General features: G+C 67.5%; 18 protein-coding genes. 10 read left to right on the top strand and 8 right to left on the bottom strand.

Going from position 1 to position 24,969, the window contains the following annotated elements; genetic code table 11:
- Positions 1 to 8 precede the first annotated feature (8 nt).
- From DFR29_RS14535 to def, 5 genes are read right to left on the bottom strand one after another with little or no spacing between them, the layout of a single operon-like run.
- Positions 9 to 2,177, bottom strand: coding sequence for a sensor histidine kinase (locus tag DFR29_RS14535; RefSeq protein WP_133819343.1), 2,169 nt, complete (start codon positions 2,175 to 2,177; stop codon positions 9 to 11).
- Positions 2,153 to 2,731 (bottom strand): DUF4390 domain-containing protein, encoded by a 579-nt coding sequence (locus DFR29_RS14530; RefSeq protein ID WP_166654099.1) that lies wholly within the window; start codon positions 2,729 to 2,731, stop codon positions 2,153 to 2,155. Before DFR29_RS14530 ends, DFR29_RS14535 begins: the two co-directional genes overlap by 25 nt.
- A complete protein-coding gene (rsmB, locus tag DFR29_RS14525; protein WP_133819341.1) occupies positions 2,706 to 4,007 on the bottom strand; it encodes a 16S rRNA (cytosine(967)-C(5))-methyltransferase RsmB in 1,302 nt (433 codons plus the stop codon). The genes DFR29_RS14530 and rsmB overlap by 26 nt, the downstream gene beginning before the upstream one ends.
- Entirely contained in the window at positions 4,004 to 4,951 is a 948-nt protein-coding gene (fmt, locus tag DFR29_RS14520; protein WP_208113598.1) for a methionyl-tRNA formyltransferase, read from the bottom strand. Before fmt ends, rsmB begins: the two co-directional genes overlap by 4 nt.
- Before the next feature lie 5 nt (positions 4,952 to 4,956).
- Complete coding sequence (gene def, locus DFR29_RS14515; RefSeq protein WP_133819340.1) at positions 4,957 to 5,457, bottom strand: peptide deformylase; 501 nt, start codon at positions 5,455 to 5,457, stop codon at positions 4,957 to 4,959.
- 214 nt (positions 5,458 to 5,671) lie between these two features.
- On the opposite strand from def, the gene DFR29_RS14510 reads away from it, so the two are divergent.
- The 5 genes from DFR29_RS14510 to DFR29_RS14490 all read left to right on the top strand — a co-directional run bounded on the left by DFR29_RS14510 (position 5,672) and on the right by DFR29_RS14490 (position 12,741).
- Positions 5,672 to 6,832: a LysM peptidoglycan-binding domain-containing protein gene (locus tag DFR29_RS14510; protein WP_133819339.1), complete on the top strand. Its 1,161-nt coding sequence runs from the start codon at positions 5,672 to 5,674 to the stop codon at positions 6,830 to 6,832.
- Positions 6,833 to 6,924: 92 nt separating this feature from the next.
- Positions 6,925 to 8,055 carry a DNA-processing protein DprA gene (dprA, locus tag DFR29_RS14505; RefSeq protein WP_425598841.1) on the top strand — a complete coding sequence of 377 codons (1,131 nt, stop codon included), beginning with the start codon at positions 6,925 to 6,927 and terminating at the stop codon, positions 8,053 to 8,055.
- Between the two features lie 185 nt (positions 8,056 to 8,240).
- The gene (locus DFR29_RS14500) at positions 8,241 to 10,805 is read left to right on the top strand and encodes a DNA topoisomerase I (RefSeq protein WP_133819337.1); all 2,565 of its coding nucleotides are present in this window, start codon (positions 8,241 to 8,243) and stop codon (positions 10,803 to 10,805) included.
- 10 nt (positions 10,806 to 10,815) lie between these two features.
- Positions 10,816 to 11,376 (top strand): L-threonylcarbamoyladenylate synthase type 1 TsaC, encoded by a 561-nt coding sequence (gene tsaC / locus DFR29_RS14495; protein ID WP_133819336.1) that lies wholly within the window; start codon positions 10,816 to 10,818, stop codon positions 11,374 to 11,376.
- Between the two features lie 12 nt (positions 11,377 to 11,388).
- Entirely contained in the window at positions 11,389 to 12,741 is a 1,353-nt protein-coding gene (locus tag DFR29_RS14490) for an AMP-binding protein (RefSeq protein ID WP_133819335.1), read from the top strand.
- Positions 12,742 to 12,786: 45 nt separating this feature from the next.
- Here the strand turns inward: DFR29_RS14490 and DFR29_RS14485 are convergent, their stop codons facing one another.
- On the bottom strand, positions 12,787 to 14,562 hold the full coding sequence (locus DFR29_RS14485) for a glucan ABC transporter ATP-binding protein/ permease (protein WP_133819334.1): 1,776 nt from the start codon (positions 14,560 to 14,562) through the stop codon (positions 12,787 to 12,789).
- A 214-nt stretch (positions 14,563 to 14,776) separates the two neighbouring features.
- Between DFR29_RS14485 and purD the strand changes: the two genes are divergently transcribed.
- Both purD and DFR29_RS14475 read left to right on the top strand, forming a co-directional pair.
- Entirely contained in the window at positions 14,777 to 16,057 is a 1,281-nt protein-coding gene (purD, locus tag DFR29_RS14480) for a phosphoribosylamine--glycine ligase (protein ID WP_133819333.1), read from the top strand.
- 89 nt (positions 16,058 to 16,146) lie between these two features.
- Positions 16,147 to 16,659, top strand: coding sequence for a DUF4124 domain-containing protein (locus tag DFR29_RS14475; protein WP_133819332.1), 513 nt, complete (start codon positions 16,147 to 16,149; stop codon positions 16,657 to 16,659).
- A gap of 42 nt (positions 16,660 to 16,701) precedes the next feature.
- Here the strand turns inward: DFR29_RS14475 and DFR29_RS14470 are convergent, their stop codons facing one another.
- A complete protein-coding gene (locus tag DFR29_RS14470) occupies positions 16,702 to 18,384 on the bottom strand; it encodes a tetratricopeptide repeat protein (RefSeq protein ID WP_133819331.1) in 1,683 nt (560 codons plus the stop codon).
- A gap of 248 nt (positions 18,385 to 18,632) precedes the next feature.
- Between DFR29_RS14470 and DFR29_RS14465 the strand changes: the two genes are divergently transcribed.
- The 3 genes from DFR29_RS14465 (at position 18,633) to DFR29_RS14455 (ending at position 24,011) form a co-directional block, all read left to right on the top strand.
- Entirely contained in the window at positions 18,633 to 20,522 is a 1,890-nt protein-coding gene (locus DFR29_RS14465; protein WP_133819330.1) for an MFS transporter, read from the top strand.
- Positions 20,515 to 21,657 (top strand): MGDG synthase family glycosyltransferase, encoded by a 1,143-nt coding sequence (locus DFR29_RS14460; protein WP_133819329.1) that lies wholly within the window; start codon positions 20,515 to 20,517, stop codon positions 21,655 to 21,657. Before DFR29_RS14465 ends, DFR29_RS14460 begins: the two co-directional genes overlap by 8 nt.
- A 164-nt stretch (positions 21,658 to 21,821) precedes the next feature.
- Complete coding sequence (locus DFR29_RS14455; RefSeq protein WP_133819328.1) at positions 21,822 to 24,011, top strand: HzsA-related protein; 2,190 nt, start codon at positions 21,822 to 21,824, stop codon at positions 24,009 to 24,011.
- A gap of 33 nt (positions 24,012 to 24,044) precedes the next feature.
- Here the strand turns inward: DFR29_RS14455 and DFR29_RS14450 are convergent, their stop codons facing one another.
- Positions 24,045 to 24,917, bottom strand: coding sequence for a cobalamin biosynthesis protein (locus DFR29_RS14450; RefSeq protein ID WP_166654098.1), 873 nt, complete (start codon positions 24,915 to 24,917; stop codon positions 24,045 to 24,047).
- Positions 24,918 to 24,969 lie beyond the last annotated feature (52 nt).

Raw genomic sequence — 24,969 nt, 5'->3', positions numbered from 1 at the left:
AGGCTGTCTCAGTCCAACGGTAAACGCAGGCGGAAGCTGGCGCCGCCCTCGGGCCGGTTGTCGGCGCGAATGCTGCCGCCGTGTTCTTCCACGATCTTCTTCACCACCGCCAGGCCCAGACCCGTGCCGCGCGACTTGCTGCTGGTATACGGCTCGTACCAGCGCTCGCCGAAGCTTTCCGGCAGTCCAGGACCGTTGTCGGCGATGACCAGCTCGGCCCACTCGCGCGCGCCGTCGCGCACCCGCGCGGTGACCACTTCGATGCGCGGCTTGGCCTGGTCGCCGATCGCTTCCAGCGCGTTCTTGAGCAGGTTGTGCAGCAACTGGCGCAGGCGGCCGGTGTCGGCGCGCACCATCAGTTCTTCCTCGGCGAAGCGGCGCGTGAGCTGCAGGCGCTGGTCGTTTTCGTACAGATCGAGCACTTCGCCGATCAGCGCGTGCAGGGCCAGCGGCCGGGTCGACAGCTGCGGCGGGCGGGCATAGTCGCCGAACGCGTTCACCAGCGCCTTCAGCGCCTCGACCTGGTTGACGATGGTGCGCGTGGCGCGGTCCATCAGCTCGGTATCGTCCGGCGGCAGGCGGCCGATGAAGCGCCGGCGCAGGCGTTCGGCGGCCAGTTGGATGGGCGTCAGCGGGTTCTTCACTTCGTGCGCCAGGCGCCGCGCCACTTCGGCCCAGGCGGCATCGCGCTGGGCGCGGTTGAGCAGGGTCAGGTCGTCGAACACGGCGACATAGCCGGACTGCTCGGGATCAGGCCCGCCGCTGACCAGTTCCATGCCGTGCAACAGCAGCACGCGCCGCTCGTTTTCGCCTTCCAGCACCACTTCCTCGCGCCAGTCGCGGGCGTTTTCCCGCACATGCCGCAGCAGCGGATCGATGAGCGGCGCCAGGCCCGGATGCGCCTGGCGCAGCAGCGACAGCGGCTGGCCGAGCTGGCGCGACAGGGGCACGCCGAGAATGGTGTCGGCGGCGCGATTGGCCGTGCGCAGCACACCGTCGCGGTCGACGCCGAGCACGCCGGCAGACAGATGCTCCAGCACCGCACGCAGGTAGGCGCGCTGGGCTTCGGATTCCTGCGTGCTGCGCTGCGCGCGCGCGCCGGCACGCTCCAGTTCGCGCTGCATCTGGTTGAACGAGTTGAGCAGGAAGCCCAGTTCGTCGCGGCTGGCCACCGGCAGCGGCGTGTCGTAGCGGCCAGCACTGACCGCGCGCGTGGCAGCGGCCAGGCGGCCGATCGGTGCCACCAGGCGGCGCGCCACGCCGAACGCAGTGAGCAGCGCGAACAGCACCGACAGCAGCAGCACGAAAGTCAGCACCAGGCTGAAGGTGAGCTTGAGGGAACTGCGCAGAAACTTGAGGCGGCGGAAATCGAATGCCGCTGCCTCGACACGCTGGGTCAGCGGACGCAGGCGCTGTGGCAGCGGGAACAAGGTCTGCAGCAGCCGCGGCGTAGCACCGGCGACGCCAAAGCGCAGCAGCACGCGCAATACCAGTTGCTCGCCGACCGGTTCCGCCGCGGCGTAGCTGCCACCGCCGGACAGGCGCATCAAGGTGCCGGCATCGGGATAGACCGGGTTGAGGAAGCGCGGATCGGAACTGGCCGTCGCAATGACCGTGGCGTTGTCGCCGAACACGGTGAGCTGGATGGCACCGACCTCGTCGATGATGTCGTCGAGCTGGGCCTGCATGTCGCCGTCGTCGCGGCCTTCCAGCGCGGCGGCGAGGCGGCCGCTGGCGTCCTGGCTGATGCGCAGGCGCTCGTCCACGTAGAGCCGGCCGATCTCCAGCGCATCGTCCAGCGACTGCTCCAGGCGCACGTTGAACCAGGCGTCGATGGTGGCATTGAGGAAATTCAGGGCGAAGCCGTACACCACCAGCACCGGCGGCACGGCCAGCAGCATCAGCATGAACAGCAGGCGCCGGGTCAGGCGCGCGCCGGGCACTTCGCGCCGCGCGTCGGCGACCAGACGCAGCAGGCGCAACACGATCACGACGATCAGCGTGACCAACGCCGCGCTGGCGAACAGCAGCATCCACGGATACAGCCGGCCCAGGCGGTTGCTGCCGCTGGCCGCGTCGCCGGCCAGCAGCAGCGCGCAGACCAATAGCGCCAGCACTGCCAGAGTCGGCAGCAGGCGCCGGGTGAACCAGGTCAGGCCGCCGGAGTACCAGGCCATGTCGTCTCCACCGTGTCCTGGCGCCAGGCTGCCGCGACCAGGGCCGGCAGGCGCAGCGCGCCCGGCAGCGCGGCCGTGTCGAATTCGATGCGCACGTGCTGGCGCTCGCCGCTGCCCGCGCGCAGGCCGGACTGGTGCAGCGGCAGTTCCAGCCGGCTGAACGCAGCCAGGGCTGCAGCACGCACGCCGAAGCTGCGCACGCTGTCGCGCTTCAGGTCGCGCAGCTGGTAATTGCGCGTGAGCGGGAAATAGCGCAGTTCCAGGCTGTGCTGCTCGCTGGCTTGCGTGCGCCAGCCGAGCAGCCCGGGCTGCTGCCGCGACAGGGTGATGTCGAGCGTCAGCGGAATGCCGTGATCCAGCGCATCGAGCATCTCGGCGCTGGGTTTCCAGTCGCATTCCAGTGTCAGCAGTTCGCTGCCACCGCGCAGTTCGATCCGCGCCGCCGCCAGCTGCAGGCGCGATTCCGCCGGGGTGCAGGCCTGCAGCGACAGCGCCAGCAAGGCCGCGGCGCCCCAGGCAATCGGCGGACTAAGCTGCTTTTTCCACAATGGCATAAAAGAATCCATCCATGCCATCGTTGCCGGGAAGATTCTGCCGCCCTGCTCCGGCCGCGCGGCCGAAGCGCGGCGGTATCGCATCCAGCGCACGGGCGTCGGCCTGGCGCGCGAGGAATGCGCCGATCTGCTGCTCGTTCTCGCGCCGCAGCACCGAGCAGGTGGCATACAGCAGGCGCCCGCCGGGACGCAGCAGCGGCCACAGGGCATCGAGCAGCTGGGTCTGTTCCGTCGCCAGGCGCGCGATGTCACCGCTGCGCCGGTGCAGGCGGATGTCGGGCTGGCGCCGGATCACGCCAGTGGCGCTGCAGGGCGCGTCGAGCAGGATGCGGTCGAATTGCCTGCGGTCCCACCAGTCGGCCGGGCGCGCCGCATCGCCGGTGGCGATATGCGCACGCACACCCAGCCGGGTGAGGTTGTCGCGCACATTGGCCAGGCGGGCCGAATCGCGGTCCAGCGCGGTGAGGTCCAGCGCATAGTGTTCCAGGCAATGCGCGGTCTTGCCGCCGGGTGCGGCACAGGCATCGAGCAGACGCATGCCGTCTTGCAGCGCGAGCAGTTCCGGCGTCAGCTGGGCAGCGCCGTCCTGTACGGAAAAATGGCCTTGGGCATAGCCGGGCAAGGCGGTCACGTCGGTGCTCGCGCCGAGCACGATCGCATCGCTCAGCCAGGCGTGCGCCTGCGCCTCGTAGCCGGCCTGGAGCAGGCGTCCGATCAGTTCGTCGCGAGCGGCGCGGCGGCGGTTGACGCGCAGGGTCAGCGCTGCCGAGGTGTTGTTCGCCGCGAGCAGGGCGTCGATGTCCTGCGGCCAGTCGCGTTCCAGCTCGGCAGCCAGCCAGGCCGGGTGGGCGCTGGCCAGTGCGCGGTCGGCCTGTAGCGCGGCTTCGAGTCCGGCGCGCTCGCGCAGGAAGCGGCGCAGCACCGCATTCACCAGCCCGGCCAGTTGCGGACGCTTGAGCGCACGCGTGGCCTCGACCGTACCGGCGACTGCCGCGTATTCGGGCATGCCGAGCACGGCCAGTTGCACCAGGCCCAGCACCAGCAGGGCATGCACCACCGGCTCGCGCCGGTTCAGCGGTTTTTGCAGCAGATGTCCGATCAGGTGGTCGTAGCGCAGCCACCAGCGCGAACCTTCGTGCAGCAGGGCCGATACCAGGGCACGGTCGCGCGGATCGGCCAGCCGCGGCGCTACGGCGGCAAAGGCCACGCGCAGCGATACGCCGCCGCGCACGATCTGGTCCAGCGCCTGTGCGGCAAGCGCGCGGGTGTCGTTCATGCGCCGGCCTGGCGCAGGTCGGCGCGGGCATTGAGGTAGTCGCGTACCGGCAGGCGGCGGCCGCCGGCGCGCTGGATTTCGTGGATGCGCAGCGCGCCGTCGCCGGTGGCCACATCCAGGCTGTCGCGGTTCGCGCCCAGCAGCGCGCCCGGGGCCGCTGCCTGAGCTGGTCCGGCTATCGCCTCGGCCGCCCAGATACGCAGGCGCTCGCCGGCAATATCCGCCTCGGCAACGGGCCAGGGATTGAAGGCGCGCACCTGGCGCTCGATGGCCAGGGCGGAATCGCTCCAGCGGATGGCCGCCTCGGCCTTGTCGATCTTGTGCGCGTATTCGACGCCTTCGCCGGGCTGTGCCTCGCTGGAGGGGCGCTCGCGCGCGGCAGCCAGCAGCGCCAGCTGGCGCTGCAGCAGTGTGGCGCCGTACTGGCACAGCTGGTCGTGCAGGCCGCCGCCGGTTTCCCGGGAAATATCCGCCGTGGCGATGCGGTCGATCACCGGCCCGGTATCCAGGCCTTTTTCCATCTGCATCAGGCAGACGCCGCTGTGCCGGTCGCCAGCCTGTATCGCGCGCTGGATCGGCGCGGCGCCGCGCCAGCGCGGCAGCAGCGATGCATGTACGTTCCAGCAGCCGAAGCGCGGCAGGTCGAGCACGCGCTGCGACAGGATCAGTCCGTAGGCGACCACGACCATGAGGTCGGGCGCCAGGCCGGCCAGGGTGGCGCGATCGGCGGCAGCGCGGAAGCTGTCGGGCTGCTCTACCCGGTAGCCCGCGTCCAGCGCCGCCTGCTTGACCGGACTGGGGCTGAGCTTGCGTCCGCGCCCGGCCGGCCGGTCAGGCTGGGTGTATACCGCCACCACGTCCACACCCGCCTGGTTGCAGGCCTTGAGGCAGGGCACGGCGAATTCCGGTGTTCCAGCGAACACCACGCGCAGGGAGTCGGTCATTGGGCTCAGGCGCTGCGGCGCTGCTTTTCCAGCTTCTTGCGCACCATCTCGCGCTTGAGCGGCGAGAGATAGTCGACGAACAGCCGTCCGGCCAGGTGGTCCATCTCGTGCTGGATGCAGACGGCGAGCAGGCCGTCTGCCTGCAAGGTATAGGGCTTGCCGTCAGCGTCCTGGGCCTCGACCGTGATCTGGTTGGCCCGCTCCACGTCCGCATAGATGCCGGGGACCGACAGGCAGCCCTCCTGGTAGACCTGGATGCCGTCCTTGGCGACCACGCGCGGATTCACCAGCACATGCGGCGCGTTCTTTTCCTCGGACACGTCCAGCACCAGCAGCTGGCGGTGCACGTTGACCTGGGTGGCGGCCAGGCCTATGCCCGGTGCTGCGTACATGGTTTCGAACATGTCGGCGACCAGGCGCGCCAGTTCGGCACCGAATTCGGTGACCGGCTGGGCCTTGGTCCGCAGGCGCGCATCGGGAAATTCGAGAATTGTCAGTGTTGCCATGGGACTGCCTCGGAGGAATCTGCGCGGAAGTTGGCGGAAGAGGGTTCCGCTACGCGCGTAACATGCGGAAATTCTACGCGGATTTATTCGCGTCGGGGGGAGCCGCAGCAGCGCCGGGTTAGGGTGTCCGGAGGCCGAAAGCCACCGCTGCTTGCGTGCATATTTTCTTAGGCTACACTCTCAATGCCCTTGGGGAATCAGGTAATTGGCGGCCATGCTTAAAAAACTACCTGCACTTTTTGCCGGATTGCTCGTTGCGCTCACGGCTTTTGCGGTAAATGAGTCGGAACTGCGCAGCGACCACCCAGACACCTATACGGTCAAGCGCGGAGACACCCTCTGGGACATCTCCGCCCGCTTCCTCAAGAAACCCTGGCTGTGGCCGGAAATCTGGCAGGCCAATCCCCAGGTCGAGAATCCGCACCTGATCTATCCGGGCGACGTGCTCAACCTGTCGTACCTGAACGGGGGTGGCGGTGCACGCCTGTCCAGCAACGGACCGCGGGTACGCCGCGATCCTCTGGACGAGGCGATCCAGCCCATTCCGCTCAAGGACATCGAGCAGTTCCTCAAGAACATGCGCGTCGTCGACGAGAAGACCTTCAAGGGCCTGCCACATGTGGTCGCGGTGGAGGAGAACAAGCTCTACGCCTCCAACGGCAACCTGATCTACGTGCGCGGGCTGGATGCACGACCGGGCGATGCCTTCGTCGTGGTGCGCCCGGTCAACCTGTACTACTCGCTGGCAGCGCGCCGCGACGGCGAAGCGCCGACCACCCATGTACGCGAGCTGGACACCAAGCGCGGCCAGAACAAGATGATCTGGCACCACAATCCGGTGAAGGACATGTTCGGCCGCAATGCCAGCGTGCTGGGGTATGAAGTCCAGGTCGTCGGCAGCGTGCAGGTGACCAAGAGCGGCCCGACCAGCTCGCTGCTGGTGACCTACTCCGACTTCGAGATTCACGAAAGCGACCTGATCATGCCGGTCGAGGCCAAGCCCTACGATTCGCAGTACCTGCCGCATCCGCCGGCATCGGTACCGGCCGATTTCGAAGTGCTGGCGTTTACCGACGCCGTCAATGCGGTCGGTCCCAAGCAGGTCGTGGCGCTGTCGCGCGGCGCAGCGGACGGCATCGAGAACGGCCACGTGTTCACCATCTATCACCCGGGCGACACCATCACCGACCGCTACAAGTACCCGTCGGGCAGTGCGCGCAAGTTCTTCAACCCGAACGATTCCAAGGTCACCTTGCCGGAAGAGTACGTCGGCCACGTGATGATTTTCCGCACCTTCGACCGGGTCAGCTACGGCCTGGTGATGGACGGGCTGCGCCCGGTACACCTCAACGACGTGCTGCGCGCGCCCGAATAGAACCTGGCCACTCGTATACGTATGGAAAAACGGCGCGGAGACCCCGCGCCGTTTTTCGTTGCCCGCCTATACTCGGACGCATGACCTCCGACCTGCGCAGCGACGCCGAAACCCTGGCCTGGCTTACCTTGCTACGCGCCCCGGGCATCGGCAGCAGCAGCCTGCGCGCGCTGATTCTGCGCGCCGGCAGCGCCGAGTCGGTGCTGCAGCAACGCGAGCGCTGGCGCGAGGAATTCCGCTTCGGCGAAGACACCCTGGCCTGGCTGCGCAAGCCAGATCCGCAGCGCCTGGCTGCCGACCAGGAATGGCTGGCCCGCGAAGGCCGCCAACTGCTCACCTTCGACGCGGACGACTACCCCGCCCTGCTGCGCGAGATCGGCGCCGCCCCGCCCGGCCTGTTCGTGGTCGGCGATGCGGCCCTGCTCTGGCTGCCCCAGGTCGCCATCGTCGGAGCGCGCAGCGCGACCGCCGGCGGCCTGGCCAATGCGCGCAGCTTCGCCCAGCACCTGGGCGCGGCCGGCTTTGCCATCACCAGCGGACTGGCCGATGGCGTCGACGGCGCGGCCCACGCCGCTGCGCTGGACGGCGGCTATGCCACGATCGCCGTCATGGGTACCGGGCCGGACCGGATCTATCCGCGCAAGCACCGCGCCCTGGCCGCGCGCATTGCCGAAAGCGGCGTGCTGGTGAGCGAGTTTCCGCCCGGCGTGGAAGCCCGTCCCGACCACTTCCCGCGGCGCAATCGCCTGATCGCCGGGCTTTCCCTGGGCGTGCTGGTGGTCGAGGCCAGCATCCAGTCGGGCTCGCTGATCACCGCACGCCTGGCCGGCGACCAGGGCCGCGAGGTGTTTGCCCTGCCCGGTTCCATCCACAACCCGCTGGCGCGCGGCTGTCACCAGCTGATCCGCCAGGGCGCGCGCCTGGTCGAGACCAGCGACGAAATCGTGGCCGAGCTGGCGCCCTTGGCCCAGGCGCTGGGCGAACGGCTGCGGGAACGCTTGCAACCTGTCGCGGCCGCCACCACCGTAGCCGCCGCAGGCGTTGCCCAGCGCGACCCGGAATACGCTGCAGTACTGGCGGCCCTGGGCCACGATCCGGTCAGCCTGGACGAGCTGGCGGTGCGTAGCGGTCTGGGCGTGGCCACCCTGTCGTCGATGCTGCTGGTGCTGGAGCTGGATGGCGAGGTCAGCAGCGTTGGCGGAGGGCGTTACCAGCGCATCTGAACCACCGGCGCGGCGGTGACGACAGTCGCACTGTCATCGGGATTGGCTTGACAGCACTGCGCAGCGTGTGTGCAGGATGAAAAAGGAACCCGGCGCCGCGGACGGCGGCCGGCCCGTCTCGTTAACCGACCCCAGCGGTCGTTGGCCAAGGCCATCGACCCGCGCAGAGGATGCGCCACTTTTCCATGGCCAAGAACCTACTCATCGTCGAATCGCCCGCCAAGGCCAAGACGATCAACAAATACCTGGGCAAGGATTTCATCGTCCTTGCCTCCTATGGCCACGTGCGCGACCTGGTGCCCAAGGAAGGCGCGGTCAATCCCGACCAGCAGTTCGCGATGAACTACGCGGTCATCGACAAGAACGAAAAGCATGTCGATGCGATCGCCAAGGCCGCGGCCAAGGCCGACTCCCTCTATCTCGCGACCGACTTGGATCGCGAAGGCGAGGCGATCAGCTGGCACATCAGCGAGATCCTGCGCGAACGCGGCCTGCTGGAAGGCAAGCACGTACACCGCGTGGTGTTCTCCGAAATCACGCCCAAGGCGATCCGCGAAGCGGTAGACCATCCCCGCGCGCTGTCGCTGGACCTGGTCAACGCACAGCAGGCGCGCCGCGCACTGGACTACCTTGTCGGCTTCAACCTGTCGCCGGTGCTCTGGCGCAAGGTGCAGCGCGGCCTGTCGGCCGGACGCGTGCAGTCGCCCGCCCTGCGCATGATCGTCGAGCGCGAAGAAGAGATCGAAGCGTTCAAGCCGCGCGAGTACTGGAGCATGGACGCCGAACTGGCCCATGCCAACACGCCGTTCCGCGCCCGCCTGCTGCGCCTGCAGGGCAAGAAGTTCGAGCAGTTCGACCTGACCGAAGCGGGCAGCGCCTATGCGGCGCGCGAATCGCTCTACCAGGCTGCCGGCGCCGTGCGCAGCAGCGGCGGCGATACGCCGTTCGATACCGACGAACCGAGCTGGCAGGGCGGCAAGCTGGTCGTTGCCGACGTGCAGTCCAAGGAACGCAAGCGCCGCCCCGCCGCGCCGTTCACCACCTCTACCCTGCAGCAGGAAGCCGCGCGCAAGCTCGGCTTCACCACCAGCCGCACCATGCGCCTGGCGCAGCAGCTGTACGAAGGCATCGCGATCGGCGACGAAGGCGTGGTCGGTCTGATCACCTATATGCGTACCGACTCGACCAGCCTGTCCGACGACGCCGTGGCCGAACTGCGCGACGTGATCGGCCGCGACTACGGCGCCAAGGCCTTGCCAGAGACGCCCAACGTCTACAAGACCAAGTCCAAGAACGCGCAGGAAGCGCATGAAGCGATCCGCCCGACCGCAGCCATGCGCCGCCCGGCCAGCGTCGCCAGCGCGCTCAGCGACGAACAACGCAAGCTGTACGACCTGATCTGGAAGCGCACCGTCGCCAGCCAGATGCAGCACGCCACGATGAACACGGTGTCGGTCGACCTCGCCTGCGGCAAGGACTCCGCCTTCCGCGCCAGCGGCACGACCGTGATCGACCCGGGCTTCCTCGCCGTCTACGAGGAAGGCAAGGACCAGAAGAACGCCGAGGACGAAGACGAAGGCCGCAAGCTGCCGCGCATGGTCGTCGGCGACGTCGTGCCGCTGGAGGCGATCCTGGCCGAGCAGCATTTCACCGAGCCGCCGCCGCGCTTCTCCGAAGCCAGCCTGGTCAAGACGCTGGAAGAGTTCGGCATCGGCCGGCCCTCGACCTATGCCAGCATCATCCAGACCCTGCTCTCGCGCGAATACGTCACCCTGGACGCCCGCCGCTTCCGTCCGACCGACGTCGGCCGCGCAGTGAGCAAGTTCCTCAGCGGGCATTTCACCCGCTACGTCGACTACGACTTCACCGCCAAGCTCGAAGACGAACTCGATGCGGTCAGCCGCGGCGAGGAAGACTGGGTGCCGCTGATGCAGCGCTTCTGGTCGCCGTTCAAGTCGCTGGTGGAAGAAAAGAACGAGTCGGTAGACCGCTCCGAAGCCAGCGGTTCGCGCGTGCTTGGCGACGACCCGGCCAGCGGCAAGCCCGTCACCGTGCGCCTGGGGCGCTTCGGCCCGTTCGCCCAGATCGGCGTCAAGGAAGACGAGGACAAGCCGCGTTTCGCCAGCCTGCGCGCCAACCAGAGCATCCACACCATCACCCTGGCCGAGGCGCTGGAGCTGTTCAAGCTGCCGCGCAACCTCGGCGCACATCCGGACGGCACCGACATCAGCGTCGGCGTCGGCCGCTTCGGCCCCTTCGTCAAGCACGGTTCGACTTATGCCTCGCTGAAGGCCGAGGACGACCCGTATACGATTGAACTTGCGCGCGCTGTGCAGTTGTTGCATGAGAAGGCCGAGGCAGCGGCGAACCGCCTGATCAAGAGCTTCCAGGACGGCGCCATCCAGGTATTGCGCGGCCGCTACGGCCCCTACATCACCGACGGCAACAAGAACGGCCGCATTCCCAAGGAACGCGAGCCGGAAACCCTGACCGAAGCCGAATGCCTGGAACTGCTGGCTGCAGCACCGGACAAGCCGGCCCGCGGCGGCCGCTTCGGCAAGAAGGGCAAGGCCGAGCCCAAGTCGGCGGCCAGCAAATCGGCCGCGAAGAAGATGGCCGAAGCCAAGCCAGCGGCGAAAAAGGCGGTAGCGAAGAAAGCGCCGGCAAAAAAAGCCGCCACCAAGAAACCGGCCGCGAAAAAAGCCGTGGCGAAGAAGGCCCCGGCGAAAAAGACGGCCGCCAAGTCCTGAGCCCGAGCGCATGCCCGCGATTGACCTGCTGCCTGCCGTCGCGGCCCTGCGCCGCGGCGGCGTGATTGCCTATCCGACCGAGGCGGTATTCGGCCTGGGCTGCGATCCGCACGATGCAGCCGCCCTGCAGCACCTGTTCGCACTGAAACGGCGGCCGCCGCAGCGCGGCGTGCTGCTGATTGCCGCGCATTTCGACCAGATCGCCCGCTACATCGACCACTCGCGCCTGCCCGCGGCGGCGCTGGCGCGGGTGCAGGCCAGCTGGCCGGGACCGCATACCTGGGTGCTGCCGCGCTCGGCCGAGGTACCGGACTGGATTGCCGGCGGCCACGACGGCATCGCCCTGCGCGTCACCGCCCATCCGGTCGCCAGCGCGCTGTGCCTGGCCTTCGGCGGCGCCCTGGTCTCGACCAGCGCCAACCGGCACGGCCAGGCGCCGACGCTCTCGGCCGCGGAAATACGTATTGAGTTTGGCGACGATCTCGATGCGATTGTCGACGCCCCGGTCGGGGGGCTTGAGCGTCCGACCGCGATCCGCGACGCTATCAGCGGGGAATTCGTACGACATTGAGGCCGGGGGGCTATGTCCGCAGTCATTCAGGAAGCGCGCACCGTCGCGACAGGCTTGCCGCTGCTCGCGGGGGCTGGCGAAAGGAACATCGCCTGGCACCAGGGCCGACCGGTCAGCCAAACCGAGTTTTTGCACCATGTCGCCGCGGTGGCGGCACGGCTGCCGGCCAACCAGGCGGCGGTCAATCTGTGCGAAGACCGCTATCACTTTCTGGTCGCCTTCGCCGCCGTCGCGCTGGCTGGGCAGACCAACCTGCTGCCGCCCTCGCGGGCGCGCCAGGCCGTGGACGAGGTCATGGGCGCACACCCGGGCTGCTACGCGATCAGCGACCAGCAGCTCGAATCCGAACCGCCGCAGTTATGGCACCTGCCAGCCCTGGACAGTCTCGGCCGGCCTGACGGCAGCGCGCCGATTCCCAGCCTGCCGGGCGAGCAGATCGTCGCCATCGGCTATACCTCGGGCTCTACCGGCGCGCCCAAGCCCAATCCCAAGACCTGGGCCAGCTTCAGTGCCAGTACCGCGCTGAACGTGCAGCTGTTGCAGAACTACTGCGGCAATGCGCCGATCAGCCTGGTCGCGACCGTGCCGCCGCAACATATGTACGGCATGGAAATGTCGGTACTGCTGCCGCTGTTGGGCCCGATCGCCGTGCATACGCGCAAGCCGCTGATGCCCGGCGACATCGCCGCCGCCCTGACCGCGCTACCGGCGCCACGCGTACTGGTGACCACGCCGGTGCATCTGCGCGCGCTGGTCCAGGCCGGCGCTACGCTGCCGCCGCTGGCGGCCATCGTCTGCGCCACCGCCCCGCTGTGCCGCGAACTCGCCGCCACGGCGCAGGCCTGCTTCGCCACCGAGGTAGTCGAAGTGTTCGGCTCTACCGAAACCTGCGTGATCGCACACCGGCGCAGTGCGGACGACGAGTCGTGGCAGCACTATGCAGGCGTGACGCTGCGGCCGCAGCCCGACGGCACCCTGGTCGACGCACCGTGGTTTCCCGCCCCGGTCACGCTGCATGACATTGTGGAACTGTTGCCGCCACATCATTTCCGCCTGCGCGGGCGCAACGCCGACCTGCTCGAAATCGCCGGCAAGCGCGCCTCGCTGGCCGACCTGAACCGGCGTCTGCTCGGCATAGCCGGTGTGGTCGACGGGGTGATCTTCCAGCGCGACTGCGACAGCGGCGGCGTACAGCGCCTGGCTGCGCTGGTGGTCGCTCCGGGCCTGAGCGAAGGCGCCATCCTCGACGCGCTGCGCGCGGCGACCGACCCGGCCTTCCTGCCGCGCCCCTTGCGCAAAGTGGACAAGTTGCCGCGCAACGAAACCGGGAAACTACCCCGCGCGGCATTGCTGGCCGCACTGTAGGTCGGGGCTAGCCGGCAGGCTCGCCCCGACCTGCGACGCGCTTTGCTACGCCGCCTGCGCCATCGGCTCCTCGATCGCGTCCGGCGCAAATTTGCCCTGGTCGGCCAGTTCGGCGAACAGGCCGCCCCTGGCGATCAGCTCCTCGAAGCGGCCGCTTTCGACCAAGCGGCCGTGGTCCAGCACCAGGATCAGGTCGGCATTGCGCACGGTCGACAGACGGTGGGCGATGACAAAGGTGGTGCGCCCGGCCGACAGGCCCTGCAGCGCCCTCTGGATGCGTGCTTCGGTGCCGTTGTCCAGCGCGCTCGTGGCTTCGTCGAGGATCAGTATCGGCGCGTCCTTGAGCATGGCACGGGCGATGGCCAGGCGCTGGCGCTCGCCGCCGGACAGCGAGCGGCCGCGTTCGGCCACCAGGGTTTCATAGCCGTCGGGCTTGGCGCTGATGAAGCCGTGCGCCTCGGCCGCACGGGCCGCGGCTTCGATCTGCTGCGGCGTCGCCAGTGGGTTCGCCACTTTCAGGTTCTCAGCGATGGAACGGTAGAACAGGCCCGGCTCCTGGAACACCACGCCGATATTGCGGCGCAGGGAATCCAGCTGCAGTGTGCGCAGATCGTGCCCGTCGACGCTGATGCGGCCCGACTGCGGGTCATAGGCGCGATAGAGCAGGCTCAGCGCCGTGGTCTTGCCCGCGCCGGTGGGGCCGACCAGGGCGATGGTGCTGCCCGCCGGCGCGCGGAAGCTCAGCTGCTGCACGGCTGCCACGGTTTCGCCGTCGGCCGGCGCATAGCTGAAGCTGACGTCCTCGAACACCACCTCGCCGCGGGCACGCCCCAGCTCGACGGCGTCGGCAGCACTGGCGATGGCGGGCTGCGTGTCCAGCACTTCGAAGAAATTGCGCAGCGAATGAGTCTGGAAGAAAAGTCCAGAAATAAACCCTGCAAATTGTTCCAGCCGCCCGATGAGCATGAGCGAGAAGCCGACGAAGCTGACGATATTGCCGACGCTCACCTCGCCCTTGGCATGCAGGCTGGCGCCGAGGGCGAAGATCGCCACGACGGTCAGCGTACTCGCCGCGCGATTGAGCACCGACAGCACGGCCCAGCCCTTGAGCACCGGATACTGCGCACTCAGTACCCGCGCCATCATGGCTTTGAGCGCGGCGATTTCCGCGCCCAGGCGGGTAAAGCTCTGCACCACGCCGACATGGCCGAAGACGTCGCTGGCGCGGGTGGAAATCTCGTGGTGCAGCTCTTCCACTTCGGCCTGGGCCTTGTGCGTGCGGCGGATCGCGATGGCATTGAAAACGGCGAAGCTGGTCATCAGCGCCACCATCAGCGCCGCCAGTTTCCAGTTCATGTAGAGCGCGATCGGCACCATCACCAGGATCGACAGCAGGGTCGCCAGGTGTTCGCGGAAAAAACCCAGCCACAGGCCGAACAGGTTGCCGACGCCGCCATGCATGATGCGCGACAGCCGGCCGGTGTGGTTTTCGCCGTGGAAAGACAGCGGCAGCGAGGCGCCGTGCACGAAGAACTGCTCGATCGCGGCGAGGCGGCGGCGATGCGCCAGGCGGTCCGCATGCAGCGACACCCAGACGCTGGCGACGACGCCACCGAAACCGGCCAGCGCCCATAGCGCGATCAGGCGCGGCGCGGCGGCGGCACCGGGCGCACTGAGCGCGTCGACGACCTGGCCGAACAGCATGGGTTCCAGGAAGTACACGCCGGCCAGGGCCAGATTGGCCAGCGTCAGGGTGATGGCGAGCTTGCGTTCGGGCGCAAGCAATCCGATGACGCGCATGTACAGGCGCAGGATGTTCACCGTCTTCAAATTTCCCCAGGGGCGCAGGAGCGCGCGGTGCGCATTGATGCATCCGTCCGCCGTCGCGCAGCTGAACGAAAACACCGCCAGAGCGCTGCAGCGAGGCGGGAAACAGAACGTAACGTTTGGACGGCCGAACGGCTTATGCGCAGCGTAAAGCGCAGCCCAGCGGCTACAATCCGCGCCCCGCGTCCGCATTACCGGCAAGGTGTCCATGAAAGTCCTCGTCATCGGTTCCGGCGGGCGCGAACACGCGCTGGCCTGGAAGATCAAGCAGTCGCCGCGTGTCGCCGAAGTCATCGTTGCGCCAGGCAATGCCGGCACCGCGCACGAGCCCGGCGTACGCAATGCCGCCGTCGCCATGACCGATATCGAAGGCCTGCTCGCCCTGGCCCAGCGCGAAGGCGTGGCGCTGACCGTCGTCGGCCCGGAAGCGCCGCTGGTTGCGGGCGTAGTGGACAAATTCCGTGCTGCCGGCCTGCGCTGCTTCGGTCCGCGCCGCATTGCCGCGCAGCTGGAAGGCTCCAAGGCGTTTGCCAAGGATTTTCTCGCCCGGCGCAATATCCCGACCGCGCGCTATGCCGTCTTCACGGCGCTGGAACCGGCCCTGGCCTATGTGCGCCACCACGGCGCGCCCATCGTGATCAAGGCCGACGGTCTGGCCGCCGGCAAAGGCGTCGTGGTCGCACTGACCCTGGCCGATGCGGAACAGGCGCTGCACGACATGCTCGGTGCACGCTCGCTCGGCGACGCCTCGGCCCGGGTGGTGATCGAGGAATTCCTCGACGGCGAGGAAGCCAGCTATATCGTCATCAGCGACGGCCAGCACGCCCTGCCCATGGCCACCAGCCAGGACCACAAGCGCCGCGACGAAGGCGACCACGGCCCGAATACCGGCGGCATGGGCGCGTATTCGCCCGCGCCGGTGGTCACGCCCGAGGTCGAGCGGCGCATCCTGCGCGAAGTGATCGAGCCGACCCTGGCCGGCATGGCGGCCGAAGGCGCGCCGTTCATCGGTTTCCTCTACGCCGGCCTGATGATCGACAAGAGCGGCGCGCCCAAGGTGATTGAATTCAACGTGCGCTTCGGTGATCCGGAAACCCAGCCGATCATGCTGCGGCTCAGATCCGACCTGGTCGACCTGATCGAAGCAGCACTGGACGGGCGGCTGGACCGCACCGAAACCGAGTGGGATCCCCGCCCGGCCCTGGGCGTGGTGCTGGCGGCGCAGGGCTATCCGGGCGCGGTGAAGCTCAACGATCCCATCCACGGCCTGGACGCGCCCCAGCACGCCGATGCCAAGGTATTCCAGGCCGGCACCCGCCTCGACGAGCAGGGCCGCGCCGTCAGCGCCGGCGGCCGCGTACTGACGGTCTGCGCGCTGGGTACGGACATCGCCCAGGCGCGCGAACGCGCCTACGCAGCACTGCGCCAGGTCCATTTCGACGGCATGTTCTACCGCCGCGACATCGCCCATCGCGCCCTGAATCGCTGAGGGCCGCCGGACGCGGCAGCGGACAAAACGTCACGTGACGCAACCGCGGGGCTTGCGCATCATGCGCTCCCCATACCAGCGAGTACGTCATGCGTCCGATTGCCTGCCTGTGTCTGATCCTGCTGCTGGCCGGTAGCGCCCAGGCGGCGGTTTACAAATGCACTTCGCCCAGTGGCGCGGTGGAATTCAAGGACAAGCCCTGCGCCCCCGGCACCGGCGGCGAGATCGCCGTCAAGGGCGTGCCGGGCAGCGACGGCGGCAGCAGCAAAGACGGGCCTGGCGGCAGCAACGGCAGTGGCGGCGGGCTCAAGGGAGCCTGGTGCGAAGTCTCGGTGACCAGCAAGATCGACGACGAACTCGACGAATCGTCGCCGCCGACGCAGTGGAATTTCTCTGCCGACAGCGTCGAGGTGTTCACGCCGCTGGGGCCTCTGCAAGCGCCGCTGATTCGCGGCGAAGGCAGCTTTGCGGTCGATCACCCGATGTTCGGCGGTGCCGAGCGCGAATGGAGCATCGTTTCGCAGGACAGCAAGAAAGCCGTGCTGGAAGGGCCGCTCGGCGGTTTCTACCACCTGCGCCGCGGCGCTTGTGCCGTGCGCTGACACCGCCGCTACCCGCCGCTGTGGCGGCGGGTAGCGCAGCCATCACTTGGCCGGTTTGGCCGTCGGCGCCGCCCGCTCGGGCGGCAGCGGCTGCAGGCGCGCCGGCTTGAAATAGCCGTCGTTGCTCGGCCAGGGGCGATCCGGCATCTGCTTGGCCTGGAAGCGCTTGTAGAACTCCTGGAACGGCGCCGCCGCCTCGGTGCCGCCGTCGCGCACCGCAGCGAACATGGCCGAACTCTGCACTTCTTCGGCCACGGTGAAGTTTCCGCCGAATGCTTCGATCAGCGCCGCTGCTTCAATAACGGCCGGCGTGTTGCGCGCGCGGTACAGCTCTCTGGCGTAGTCGATCCCGGTCTTTCTCTGTTCGGGTGTGATACCGCGACAGGTAGCAACCAGGCGCACATACACCTGCATCACGAAGCCACGCTGCTCCTTCACCGACTGCAGGCCGGCCTCGACCTCCTTCAGCGCTTCCAGACAGCGACCGTCGGCGACCTGGGCCGCGGCCAGGCGCGCGTAGTTGTCAGCCTGCTGCGGCTGCAGCTTGATCAGCTGGCGATACTGTTCCGCCGCGGGTGCATAGCGGTTCTGGCGCATCAGGCGGTTGCCCAGCAGCAGGCGTGCCTCGACCAGTTTGGCGTCCAGCGCGATCGCCTTCTCGTAATCGGCCTGGGCTGCGGCTTCGTCGCCGCCGGTTTCCGCCACCACGCCGCGGCTGACCAGCGCCGCCGCATCGTTGGGCGACAGGCGTACCGCCTCGCTGGCGCGTGCCTTGGCCGTGGCGCTGGCGCCCAGCATGGCTTCGATACGGGCCGACAGGCTGAGCAGGCCGGCGTTGTTCGGCTCGCGCTTGAGCGCCTGCTCCAGCGGTGTGCGCGCCGCGGCGAACTGTTGTACGGCGATCAGGAAGCGCGCCTGGTTGATCGGATCGTCCTTGTCCGCCGCGGCAGGCGCCGCAGCGGGGGCTGCAGCAGCGGACAGATCGATCGAACTGGCGCCCAGGAAACCGGCACCGAGCGTATCGAGTATGCGTACCGGCGTGTTACCGGCCTTGGCCCGCGCCGCCGTCGCCGCAGCGGCATTGCCCTGAGCGGAAAAGATGTCGGCCTGCAGCGCATACAGCTGGTTGGCCGCCGGCTCCAGGCGCAATGCATCGCTGACGGCGCCGAGTGCTTCCGGGTAGCGCTGCTGGCGCATGGCGACGCGGGCACGCAGGCTGGCGATCATGGCGCTGTCACGGCCTTCGACGCCGGCCTGGTTGGCGGCCTGGGCAGCACCGTCCACATCGCCGGCGGCAAGGCGCGCCTCGATCACGGCAACGCGCATCGGCAGGTATTTGCGGTCCAGCCGCAGCGCTTCCTCGAAATACTGGCGTGCCTGGGGCAACTGGTTGCGCATGCGGGCGAGCAGGCCGCGCAGATAGATCCAGCGCGCATCGTCGGGCACGACTACCGTGGCATTGCCCAGGGCAATATCGGCGACGTCGTACAAGCCGGCCTGGGTATAGCTGGAAGCCAGCAGCGCATAGGCCTCGGCCAGCGGCGCGCCGACCAGGTTGGGCTTGGTTCGGTCGAATACGGCGCGGGTTTCCACCAACTGGTCGGACTCGGCCTTGGGCAGCTTCGACATGTCCGGGATCGGCACCGGCCGGATAACGGACTGGGCCAGGGCGGCGGCAGACATCAGTGCGAAAGCGCAGCCAAGGGCGATGCGGGTGAATTTCATGGAACTCCGGCGCCAGATACGGCGGTTGCTGCGGGGGAAAGGCGGAAGTTTAAGGGACTGCAACCGATAAACGGGATTGGGGTTTCGTTAAAAAATCATTAAACCTGAAGGCATTACGCCGTATCGCCCCTTCCAGCGCCGCTGCGCTGGTGCCGCAGCGGGGCGGCACGAGGCCAGGCCGCGAAAATCGGCCACCGTAACGACCTGAGCGCACGCTACGATTGCGCCGACTTCCCAAGGTTCCCGCCATGTCGAGCAGCAACCAGTTTGCCCTGCTGAAATCGCGCCGCTTCGCTCCGTTCTTCTGGACCCAGGCCCTGGGGGCCTTCAACGACAACGTCTTCAAGAATGCGCTGGTAATCATGGCGGTGTACCAGATCGCCGCGCACGATCCGGCCCGCGCCACCAGCTATACCAACATGGCCGCCGCGCTGTTCATCGCGCCATTCCTGCTGTTCTCGGCCACCAGCGGCCAGCTCTCGGACAAGTTCGACAAGGCGAAGCTGGCTCAGCTGGTGAAGGTGATGGAAGTGGGGATCATGCTGATCGCCCTGTTCGCCTTCCTGGCCAAGAGCATTCCACTGCTGATGACCCTGCTGTTCATGATGGGCCTGCATTCCACCCTGTTCGGCCCGCTCAAGTACGGCCTGCTGCCGCAGGTGCTGGATTCGCGCGAACTGGTCGGCGGCAACGGACTGATCGAGATGGCGACGTTTCTCGCCATCCTGCTGGGACAGACGCTGGGCGCGGTGCTGATCAACATTCCGGACACCGGCGCCTGGCTGGTCGGCGGCGCCTGCATCCTGACCGCCGTCGCCGGCCTGGCCAGTTCGCTGCGCATGCCGCCGGTGCCCGCGCCCGATCCCGATCTGAAGATCAACTGGAACCCGTTCAGCGAATCCTGGAACAACCTCAGCTACATCCGCGGCAACCGCGCCGTGCTGCTGTCGTGCATGGGCATTTCCTGGTTCTGGTTCTTCGGCTCGGTCTTCATCACCCAGCTGCCGACCTATGCGCAGAGCATCATCGGTGGCAATGCCAGCGTGTATACCTTCCTGCTGGCCGTGTTCTCGCTCGGCATCGGTATCGGTTCGCTGCTGTGCGAACGCCTGTCGGGACACAAAGTGGAAATCGGACTGGTACCGTTCGGCTCCATCGGCATGACCCTGTTCGGCGCCGACCTGTATTTCGCCAAGCCCGACCTGGCCGTGGCGCACGATCTCACCATCGCAGCGCTGCTGGTGCAGCCATGGATCTGGCGCGTACTGGTCGACCTGCTGCTGATGGCCGTGTTCTCAGGTTTTTTCATCGTGCCGCTGTTCGCGCTGATCCAGACCCGCTCCGATCCGGCTCGCCGTTCCCGCGTGATTGCCGCCAACAACATCCTCAATGCGCTGTTCATGGTCGTCGCGGCCGGCCTGTCGGTACTGCTGCTGGGCGTGGCCAAGCTGTCGATCCCGCAGCTACTTCTGGCCACCGCGCTGATGAACGCCGTCGTGGCGATCTACATCTATACCCTGGTGCCCGAGTTCCTGATGCGTTTCCTCAGCTGGATCCTGGTCAACACCTTGTACCGGATCAAGCTGGACGGACTTGACCACATTCCCGACGAAGGGCCGGCCCTGCTGGTCAGCAACCATGTCAGCTTCATGGATGCGCTGATCATCGGCGGCAGCGTGCGCCGGCCGGTACGCTTTGTCATGTATTACAAGATTTTCAATATTCCACTGCTCAGTTTCATCTTCCGCACGGCCAAGGCCATTCCCATCGCCGGCTACAAGGAAAACCCCGAGCTGCTGGCCAAGGCCTTCGACGAGGTCGACGCCGAGCTGGCCCAGGGCAACCTGGTCTGCATCTTCCCCGAAGGCGGCCTGACCAAGGACGGCGAGATCGCCGAATTCAAGGCAGGGCTGGAGCGCATCCTCGAGCGCCGCCCGGTGCCGGTAGTGCCGCTGGCGCTGCGCGGGCTGTGGGGTTCCATCTTCAGCCGGCGCGACAGTGCACTGGGCCGTGCCCGCCTGCCGCGGCGTTTCCGCTCGCGCATCGGCCTGGCTGCTGGTGCAGCGGTGGAACCGGCTGCGGCGACGGCAGATCTGCTGCAGCAGCGCGTCAGCGCATTGCGAGGCGCCGATGCCTGAAACAACGCTGCCGCGGCCGCGCCGCCTGCTGTTGCTGAGCGTATCCGCGGGCGCCGGCCACGGCCGCGCCGCCGATGCCCTGCATGCCGCCGCAGTGGCCGAACATGGCGCCGAGGCGCTGCATCTGGACGTGATGGACTACGTGCCGGCGGCCTTCCGTAAACTGTATACGGATTTCTATTTGCGTCTGGTGGAAAAATTTCCATCGCTATGGGCGCAGCTGTATCGCATCACCGACGAGACGCCGCCCGACGCGGCCATGGCACGGCTGCGCCGGGCGCTGGAGCGGCTCAACACCCGCAGCCTGCGCCAGGCGATTGCCGACTTCGCCCCCGACGCCATCGTCTGCACCCACTTCCTGCCGGCCGAAGTGCTGGCGCGTGAACAGCTGCGCGTCCGCCTGCATTGCCCGGTCCATGTACAAGTGACCGATTTCGACCTGCATGCGCTATGGGTGGTGCCGGGTCTGGCCGGCTACTTTGCCGCCAGCGACGAAGTCGCCGCGCGCATGCGCGCCCGTGGGCTCGATCCGTCGCGGATTCATGTCTGCGGCATTCCGATCATGCCGGCGTTTGCGCAGACTCTCGACCGGGCCACCTGTGCCGCCGAAGCCGGGCTGGATCCGCAGCGCCCCATCCTGCTGCTGATGGGCGGCGGTGCCGGCGTCGGCGCGCTGGACGATGCGGCCCGCAGCCTGCTGCGCATCGAGGCGGACTTCCAGCTCGTCGCCTTGGCCGGCCGCAACGAAGACATGCTGGCGCGTCTGCGTACACTTGCCGCGGAACATCCGCGCCGGCTGTTTCCGCAGGGCTTCACGCGCACGATCGAGCGGCTGATGCGCTGCGCCGACCTGGCCATCGGCAAGCCCGGCGGACTGACCACGTCCGAATGCCTGGCAATGGGACTGCCGTTGCTGGTGTTCGCACCGATTCCAGGTCAGGAAGAGCGCAATTGCGATTACCTGCTGGAAAACGGCGCCGGCCTCAAGGCAGTCGATGCCGTCGCGCTGGAATACCGCGTACGTGCGCTGCTGGCCGACGCCCCGCGGTTGCAGCGCCTGCGCGACAGCGCTGTGCGGCTGGGCCGGCCACACGCCGCCCGCGATGTGCTGCGCCAGGTCTTCGCCAACGGCTGATCCGCCTGTTCGGTTTGCACTGCGCCCCGCGTTGACCTGTTGTCGGCGCGCTGCACCGGCTGCGCCAAATGGCAAAGCCGGCACATATCGCCAGGGAATCGCGTCACAACACGACGCCTGCGCTTGCCTCAGGCTGCGCGCACATCCGGGGGAGTGGAACCGTCATGCATCAACGCGTCTTGAGTTGCGGCCTTGCCGCGGTTGTCGCCCTGCTGGCCGCGAGCAGCGCCGAGGCACAGCAACTGCCCTATCCCATCCTGTTCGTGACCCAGTTCCCGATCAGCGACGATTTCGCCACCATCGGCTCGGTCTTCGCCAACCACCGTGGCGGCACCAACCTGGTCGGCCGGGGCGGCGACCTGTATATCCGCTATCCCAACGGTGACCTGCGCAACCTGACCCAGGAAGCCGGTTTCGGCAATGCCGGCCCGCAGCGTGCCGCCGCCATTGCGGTGCGCGATCCGGCCGTTTCCTGGGACGGCAGCAAGGCGATCTTCAGCATGGTCATCGGCGCGCCGCTGCAGCAGTACCAGTGGGATACCTCTTACTGGCAGCTGTACGAAGTGACCGGCCTGGGTGCGGGCCAGACCGCGGTCGTCACCAAGGTGGCCAACCAGCCGGCTAATCGCAACAACATCAATCCGGCCTATCTCAGCGACAACAGCATCGTGTTCGCCAGCGACCGCACGCGCAACGGCGCGGCGCATCTTTATCCACAACTGGACGAATACGAATCGACGCCGACGCCGACCGGCCTGTGGCGGCTGCAGCCGTCCAGCGGAAAACTCGACCTGCTGCAGGTTTCCGTATCCGGCGCGTTCAATCCCATCGTCGACAGCTTCGGCCGCCTGCTGTTCACGCGCTGGGACCATTTGCAGCGCGACCAGCAGAACGATTCGGCCAACAACGCCAACGGCGCGTTCAACTGGAGCAGCGAGGCAGCCAATGCCGTCGCCATGGCGGACCGCAGCGAAGTCTTCCCCGAGCCGCGTATCGAAGTGCCGGGCTCCGGTGTCTACGGCTATACCATCAACCACTTCTTCCCCTGGATGATCAACCAGGACGGCAGCGAAGAAGAAACACTGAACCATGTCGGCCGGCATGAACTGCACAGCTATTTCAACCGCAGCTTCAATGACCCGGCCATGGCCGAATTCAGTGGCGGCGGCAACCGCATCCTGAATTTCCTGCAGATACGCGAAGACCCGACCGTGCCGGGCCGCTACTACGGCATCGACGCGCCGGAGTTCTATACCCATGCCTCAGGCCAGCTGCTGCGCATCGACGCACCGCCCAGCACCAATGCGGCCAACGTCGCAGCGACCTGGCTCAACCCGCGCGTGAACGTCAACTTCGGTACCGACGCGTTGCCGCCGCCGGCGGATTTCACCGGCCACTTCCGCAACCCGCTGCCACTCAGCGACGGCAGCCTGATCGCGGCGCACACCACGCAGTGGCGCGGCGCCGGCAACGACGGCACGCGCGCCAACCCGCAGCCACGCTACCAGTTCCGTCTCAAGCAACTGGTGGCAGGGCCGGGCGGTTATTACGTGGCCGGCGCAAATCTCAACGCCAATCCCATCACCAAGAGCGTGAGCTACTGGGACCCGGACGTGGAAGTCAGCTACAACGGCCCGATGTGGGAGCTGTCGCCCGTGGAAGTGCGCGCGCGCAGCGTGCCGCCGTCCACCGCCTTCCAGCTGCAGCCGCCGGAACAGGCCGCGTTCACTGCAGAAAATGTGGATATTGCGGCGTTTCGCCAGTATCTGCGCAGCAACGGCCTGGCACTGATCGTGGTGCGCAACGCCACCACGCGCGACCGCGCCGACAAGCAGCAGCCGTTCAATCTGCGCGTTCCCGGCGGCACGCAGACAGTCGCCAGCGGCGGCGGCCAGGTCTACGACATCGCGCATATGCAGTTCTTCCAGGGCGACCAGATCCGCAGCCTGGGCGGCGTCGCCACGCCCGACAGCGGCCGGCGCGTACTGGCGCAGACCCTGCACGACCAGCCTACCCTGCTGGCCAATGCACCCAACCCCGCCGGCCCGGCCGGCAGCAGCGCCATCGCCGCGGACGGCTCGGTGGCGATGTACGTGCCGGCGCAACGCGCGCTAGCCTGGCATTCCACCTCGCCCGGCGGCACGCCGGTGGTGCGCGAACGCTACTGGATCAGCTTCCAGCCCGGGGAAATTCGCGCCTGCGACGGCTGCCACGGCGTGAACCAGCAGAACCAGGCGACGCCGTCAGCACCGGCCTCGACGGCAACTGCCACGGCACTGCGCCAGCTGCTGGCACGCTGGCGCGACAAGCAGGTCGATCTGATCTTCCGCAACGGCGGCGAGGAACGGCGCTAGGGCGCGGCCGCTTCCGCGACGGATCCTACCCGGCTACACCCAGCCGCCCAGCACCAGCAATCCGGTCACCGCCAGCCAGACGATCAGTACGCGCGCCAGCAGATGGCGCGCATCGGCCAGCTCGACGATGGGGTCGTTGATGTCCTCGGCATAGCCGTCGCCGGCGATCACATCGGCATCGACGCTGGCGCGGGCGATGGCGGAAAGAAAACCCAGGTCCAGGCTCAGATAGCCCTTGCCCATGCGGCTGTGCCAATTTTTCCAGGTGTGGAAAACCGCATCGAAATCCGAGGCCACCGCCAGTGCCAGTGCCATCAGGTGCGCCGGCGCCCAATCCAGCAGCAGGCCGACGCGGCGGGCGAACTGGCGCCCTTCGCTGCTCTGCACCTCGGCCAGGCCGGGTGACCAGGCCAGCAGCTGGGTCAGGCGATACAGCAGCGCGCCGCAGGGGCCCAGCAGCAGAAACCAGAACAGCACGCCGAACCAGCGTTTCAGCGCCGACTGGAAGGTGGCATCGACCAGGGCCGGCGCCTCGAATGGCAACGGCGCTTCCTGTCCGTCCGGACGCAGCAGCTGTGCCGCGGCGATGCGGCGCTCGCTGTCCGGTGCCTTGATCACGCCGTCGACATCTTCGGACAGATCGCGCGGTCCCCAGCTGAACCAGAGCACGCAAACAGCGAAGGCGAAGGACAGCAGGCCGAACAGGAATCCGCGCAGGCCCAGCTGTATCAGTAAACAAAGCAAAACCGGTACAAGTATTCCAAGCACGCTGCGCGCGCTGCCGCCGACCCGGGTCAGTACGCCAAGCCAGACACGCAGGCGGCTGAAGTCGCGCAGGCGCGACAGATCGGGCAACCCCTGGGCCAGGGCGAAGACGACAAGAACAGCGATCAGGTGTATGGCCATGGCACAGGCAGCGGCGAAGTTGGCCCGATTGTAGCGGGCGCAAGCGCCGGCG

The organism is Tahibacter aquaticus (assembly GCF_004363655.1).
In the GTDB taxonomy this organism is placed as follows: Bacteria; Pseudomonadota; Gammaproteobacteria; order Xanthomonadales; family Rhodanobacteraceae; genus Tahibacter; species Tahibacter aquaticus.
This window is presented reverse-complemented; position numbering and strand designations above follow the sequence as displayed.

What these genes read in the sequence shown, in the direction of transcription:
- DFR29_RS14510 (WP_133819339.1), top strand. Translation starts at nt 5,672, where the DNA reads ATGCTTAAAAAACTACCTGCACTTTTTGCCGGATTGCTCGTTGCGCTC.
- DFR29_RS14500 (WP_133819337.1), top strand. Translation starts at nt 8,241, where the DNA reads ATGGCCAAGAACCTACTCATCGTCGAATCGCCCGCCAAGGCCAAGACG.
- DFR29_RS14460 (WP_133819329.1), top strand. Translation starts at nt 20,515, where the DNA reads ATGCCTGAAACAACGCTGCCGCGGCCGCGCCGCCTGCTGTTGCTGAGC.
- DFR29_RS14535 (WP_133819343.1), bottom strand. Translation starts at nt 2,177, where the DNA reads ATGGCCTGGTACTCCGGCGGCCTGACCTGGTTCACCCGGCGCCTGCTG.
- DFR29_RS14465 (WP_133819330.1), top strand. Translation starts at nt 18,633, where the DNA reads ATGTCGAGCAGCAACCAGTTTGCCCTGCTGAAATCGCGCCGCTTCGCT.
- def (WP_133819340.1), bottom strand. Translation starts at nt 5,457, where the DNA reads ATGGCAACACTGACAATTCTCGAATTTCCCGATGCGCGCCTGCGGACC.
- DFR29_RS14530 (WP_166654099.1), bottom strand. Translation starts at nt 2,731, where the DNA reads ATGCCATTGTGGAAAAAGCAGCTTAGTCCGCCGATTGCCTGGGGCGCC.
- fmt (WP_208113598.1), bottom strand. Translation starts at nt 4,951, where the DNA reads ATGACCGACTCCCTGCGCGTGGTGTTCGCTGGAACACCGGAATTCGCC.
- DFR29_RS14455 (WP_133819328.1), top strand. Translation starts at nt 21,822, where the DNA reads ATGCATCAACGCGTCTTGAGTTGCGGCCTTGCCGCGGTTGTCGCCCTG.
- DFR29_RS14475 (WP_133819332.1), top strand. Translation starts at nt 16,147, where the DNA reads ATGCGTCCGATTGCCTGCCTGTGTCTGATCCTGCTGCTGGCCGGTAGC.
- DFR29_RS14470 (WP_133819331.1), bottom strand. Translation starts at nt 18,384, where the DNA reads ATGAAATTCACCCGCATCGCCCTTGGCTGCGCTTTCGCACTGATGTCT.
- rsmB (WP_133819341.1), bottom strand. Translation starts at nt 4,007, where the DNA reads ATGAACGACACCCGCGCGCTTGCCGCACAGGCGCTGGACCAGATCGTG.
- DFR29_RS14490 (WP_133819335.1), top strand. Translation starts at nt 11,389, where the DNA reads ATGTCCGCAGTCATTCAGGAAGCGCGCACCGTCGCGACAGGCTTGCCG.
- purD (WP_133819333.1), top strand. Translation starts at nt 14,777, where the DNA reads ATGAAAGTCCTCGTCATCGGTTCCGGCGGGCGCGAACACGCGCTGGCC.
- DFR29_RS14450 (WP_166654098.1), bottom strand. Translation starts at nt 24,917, where the DNA reads ATGGCCATACACCTGATCGCTGTTCTTGTCGTCTTCGCCCTGGCCCAG.
- tsaC (WP_133819336.1), top strand. Translation starts at nt 10,816, where the DNA reads ATGCCCGCGATTGACCTGCTGCCTGCCGTCGCGGCCCTGCGCCGCGGC.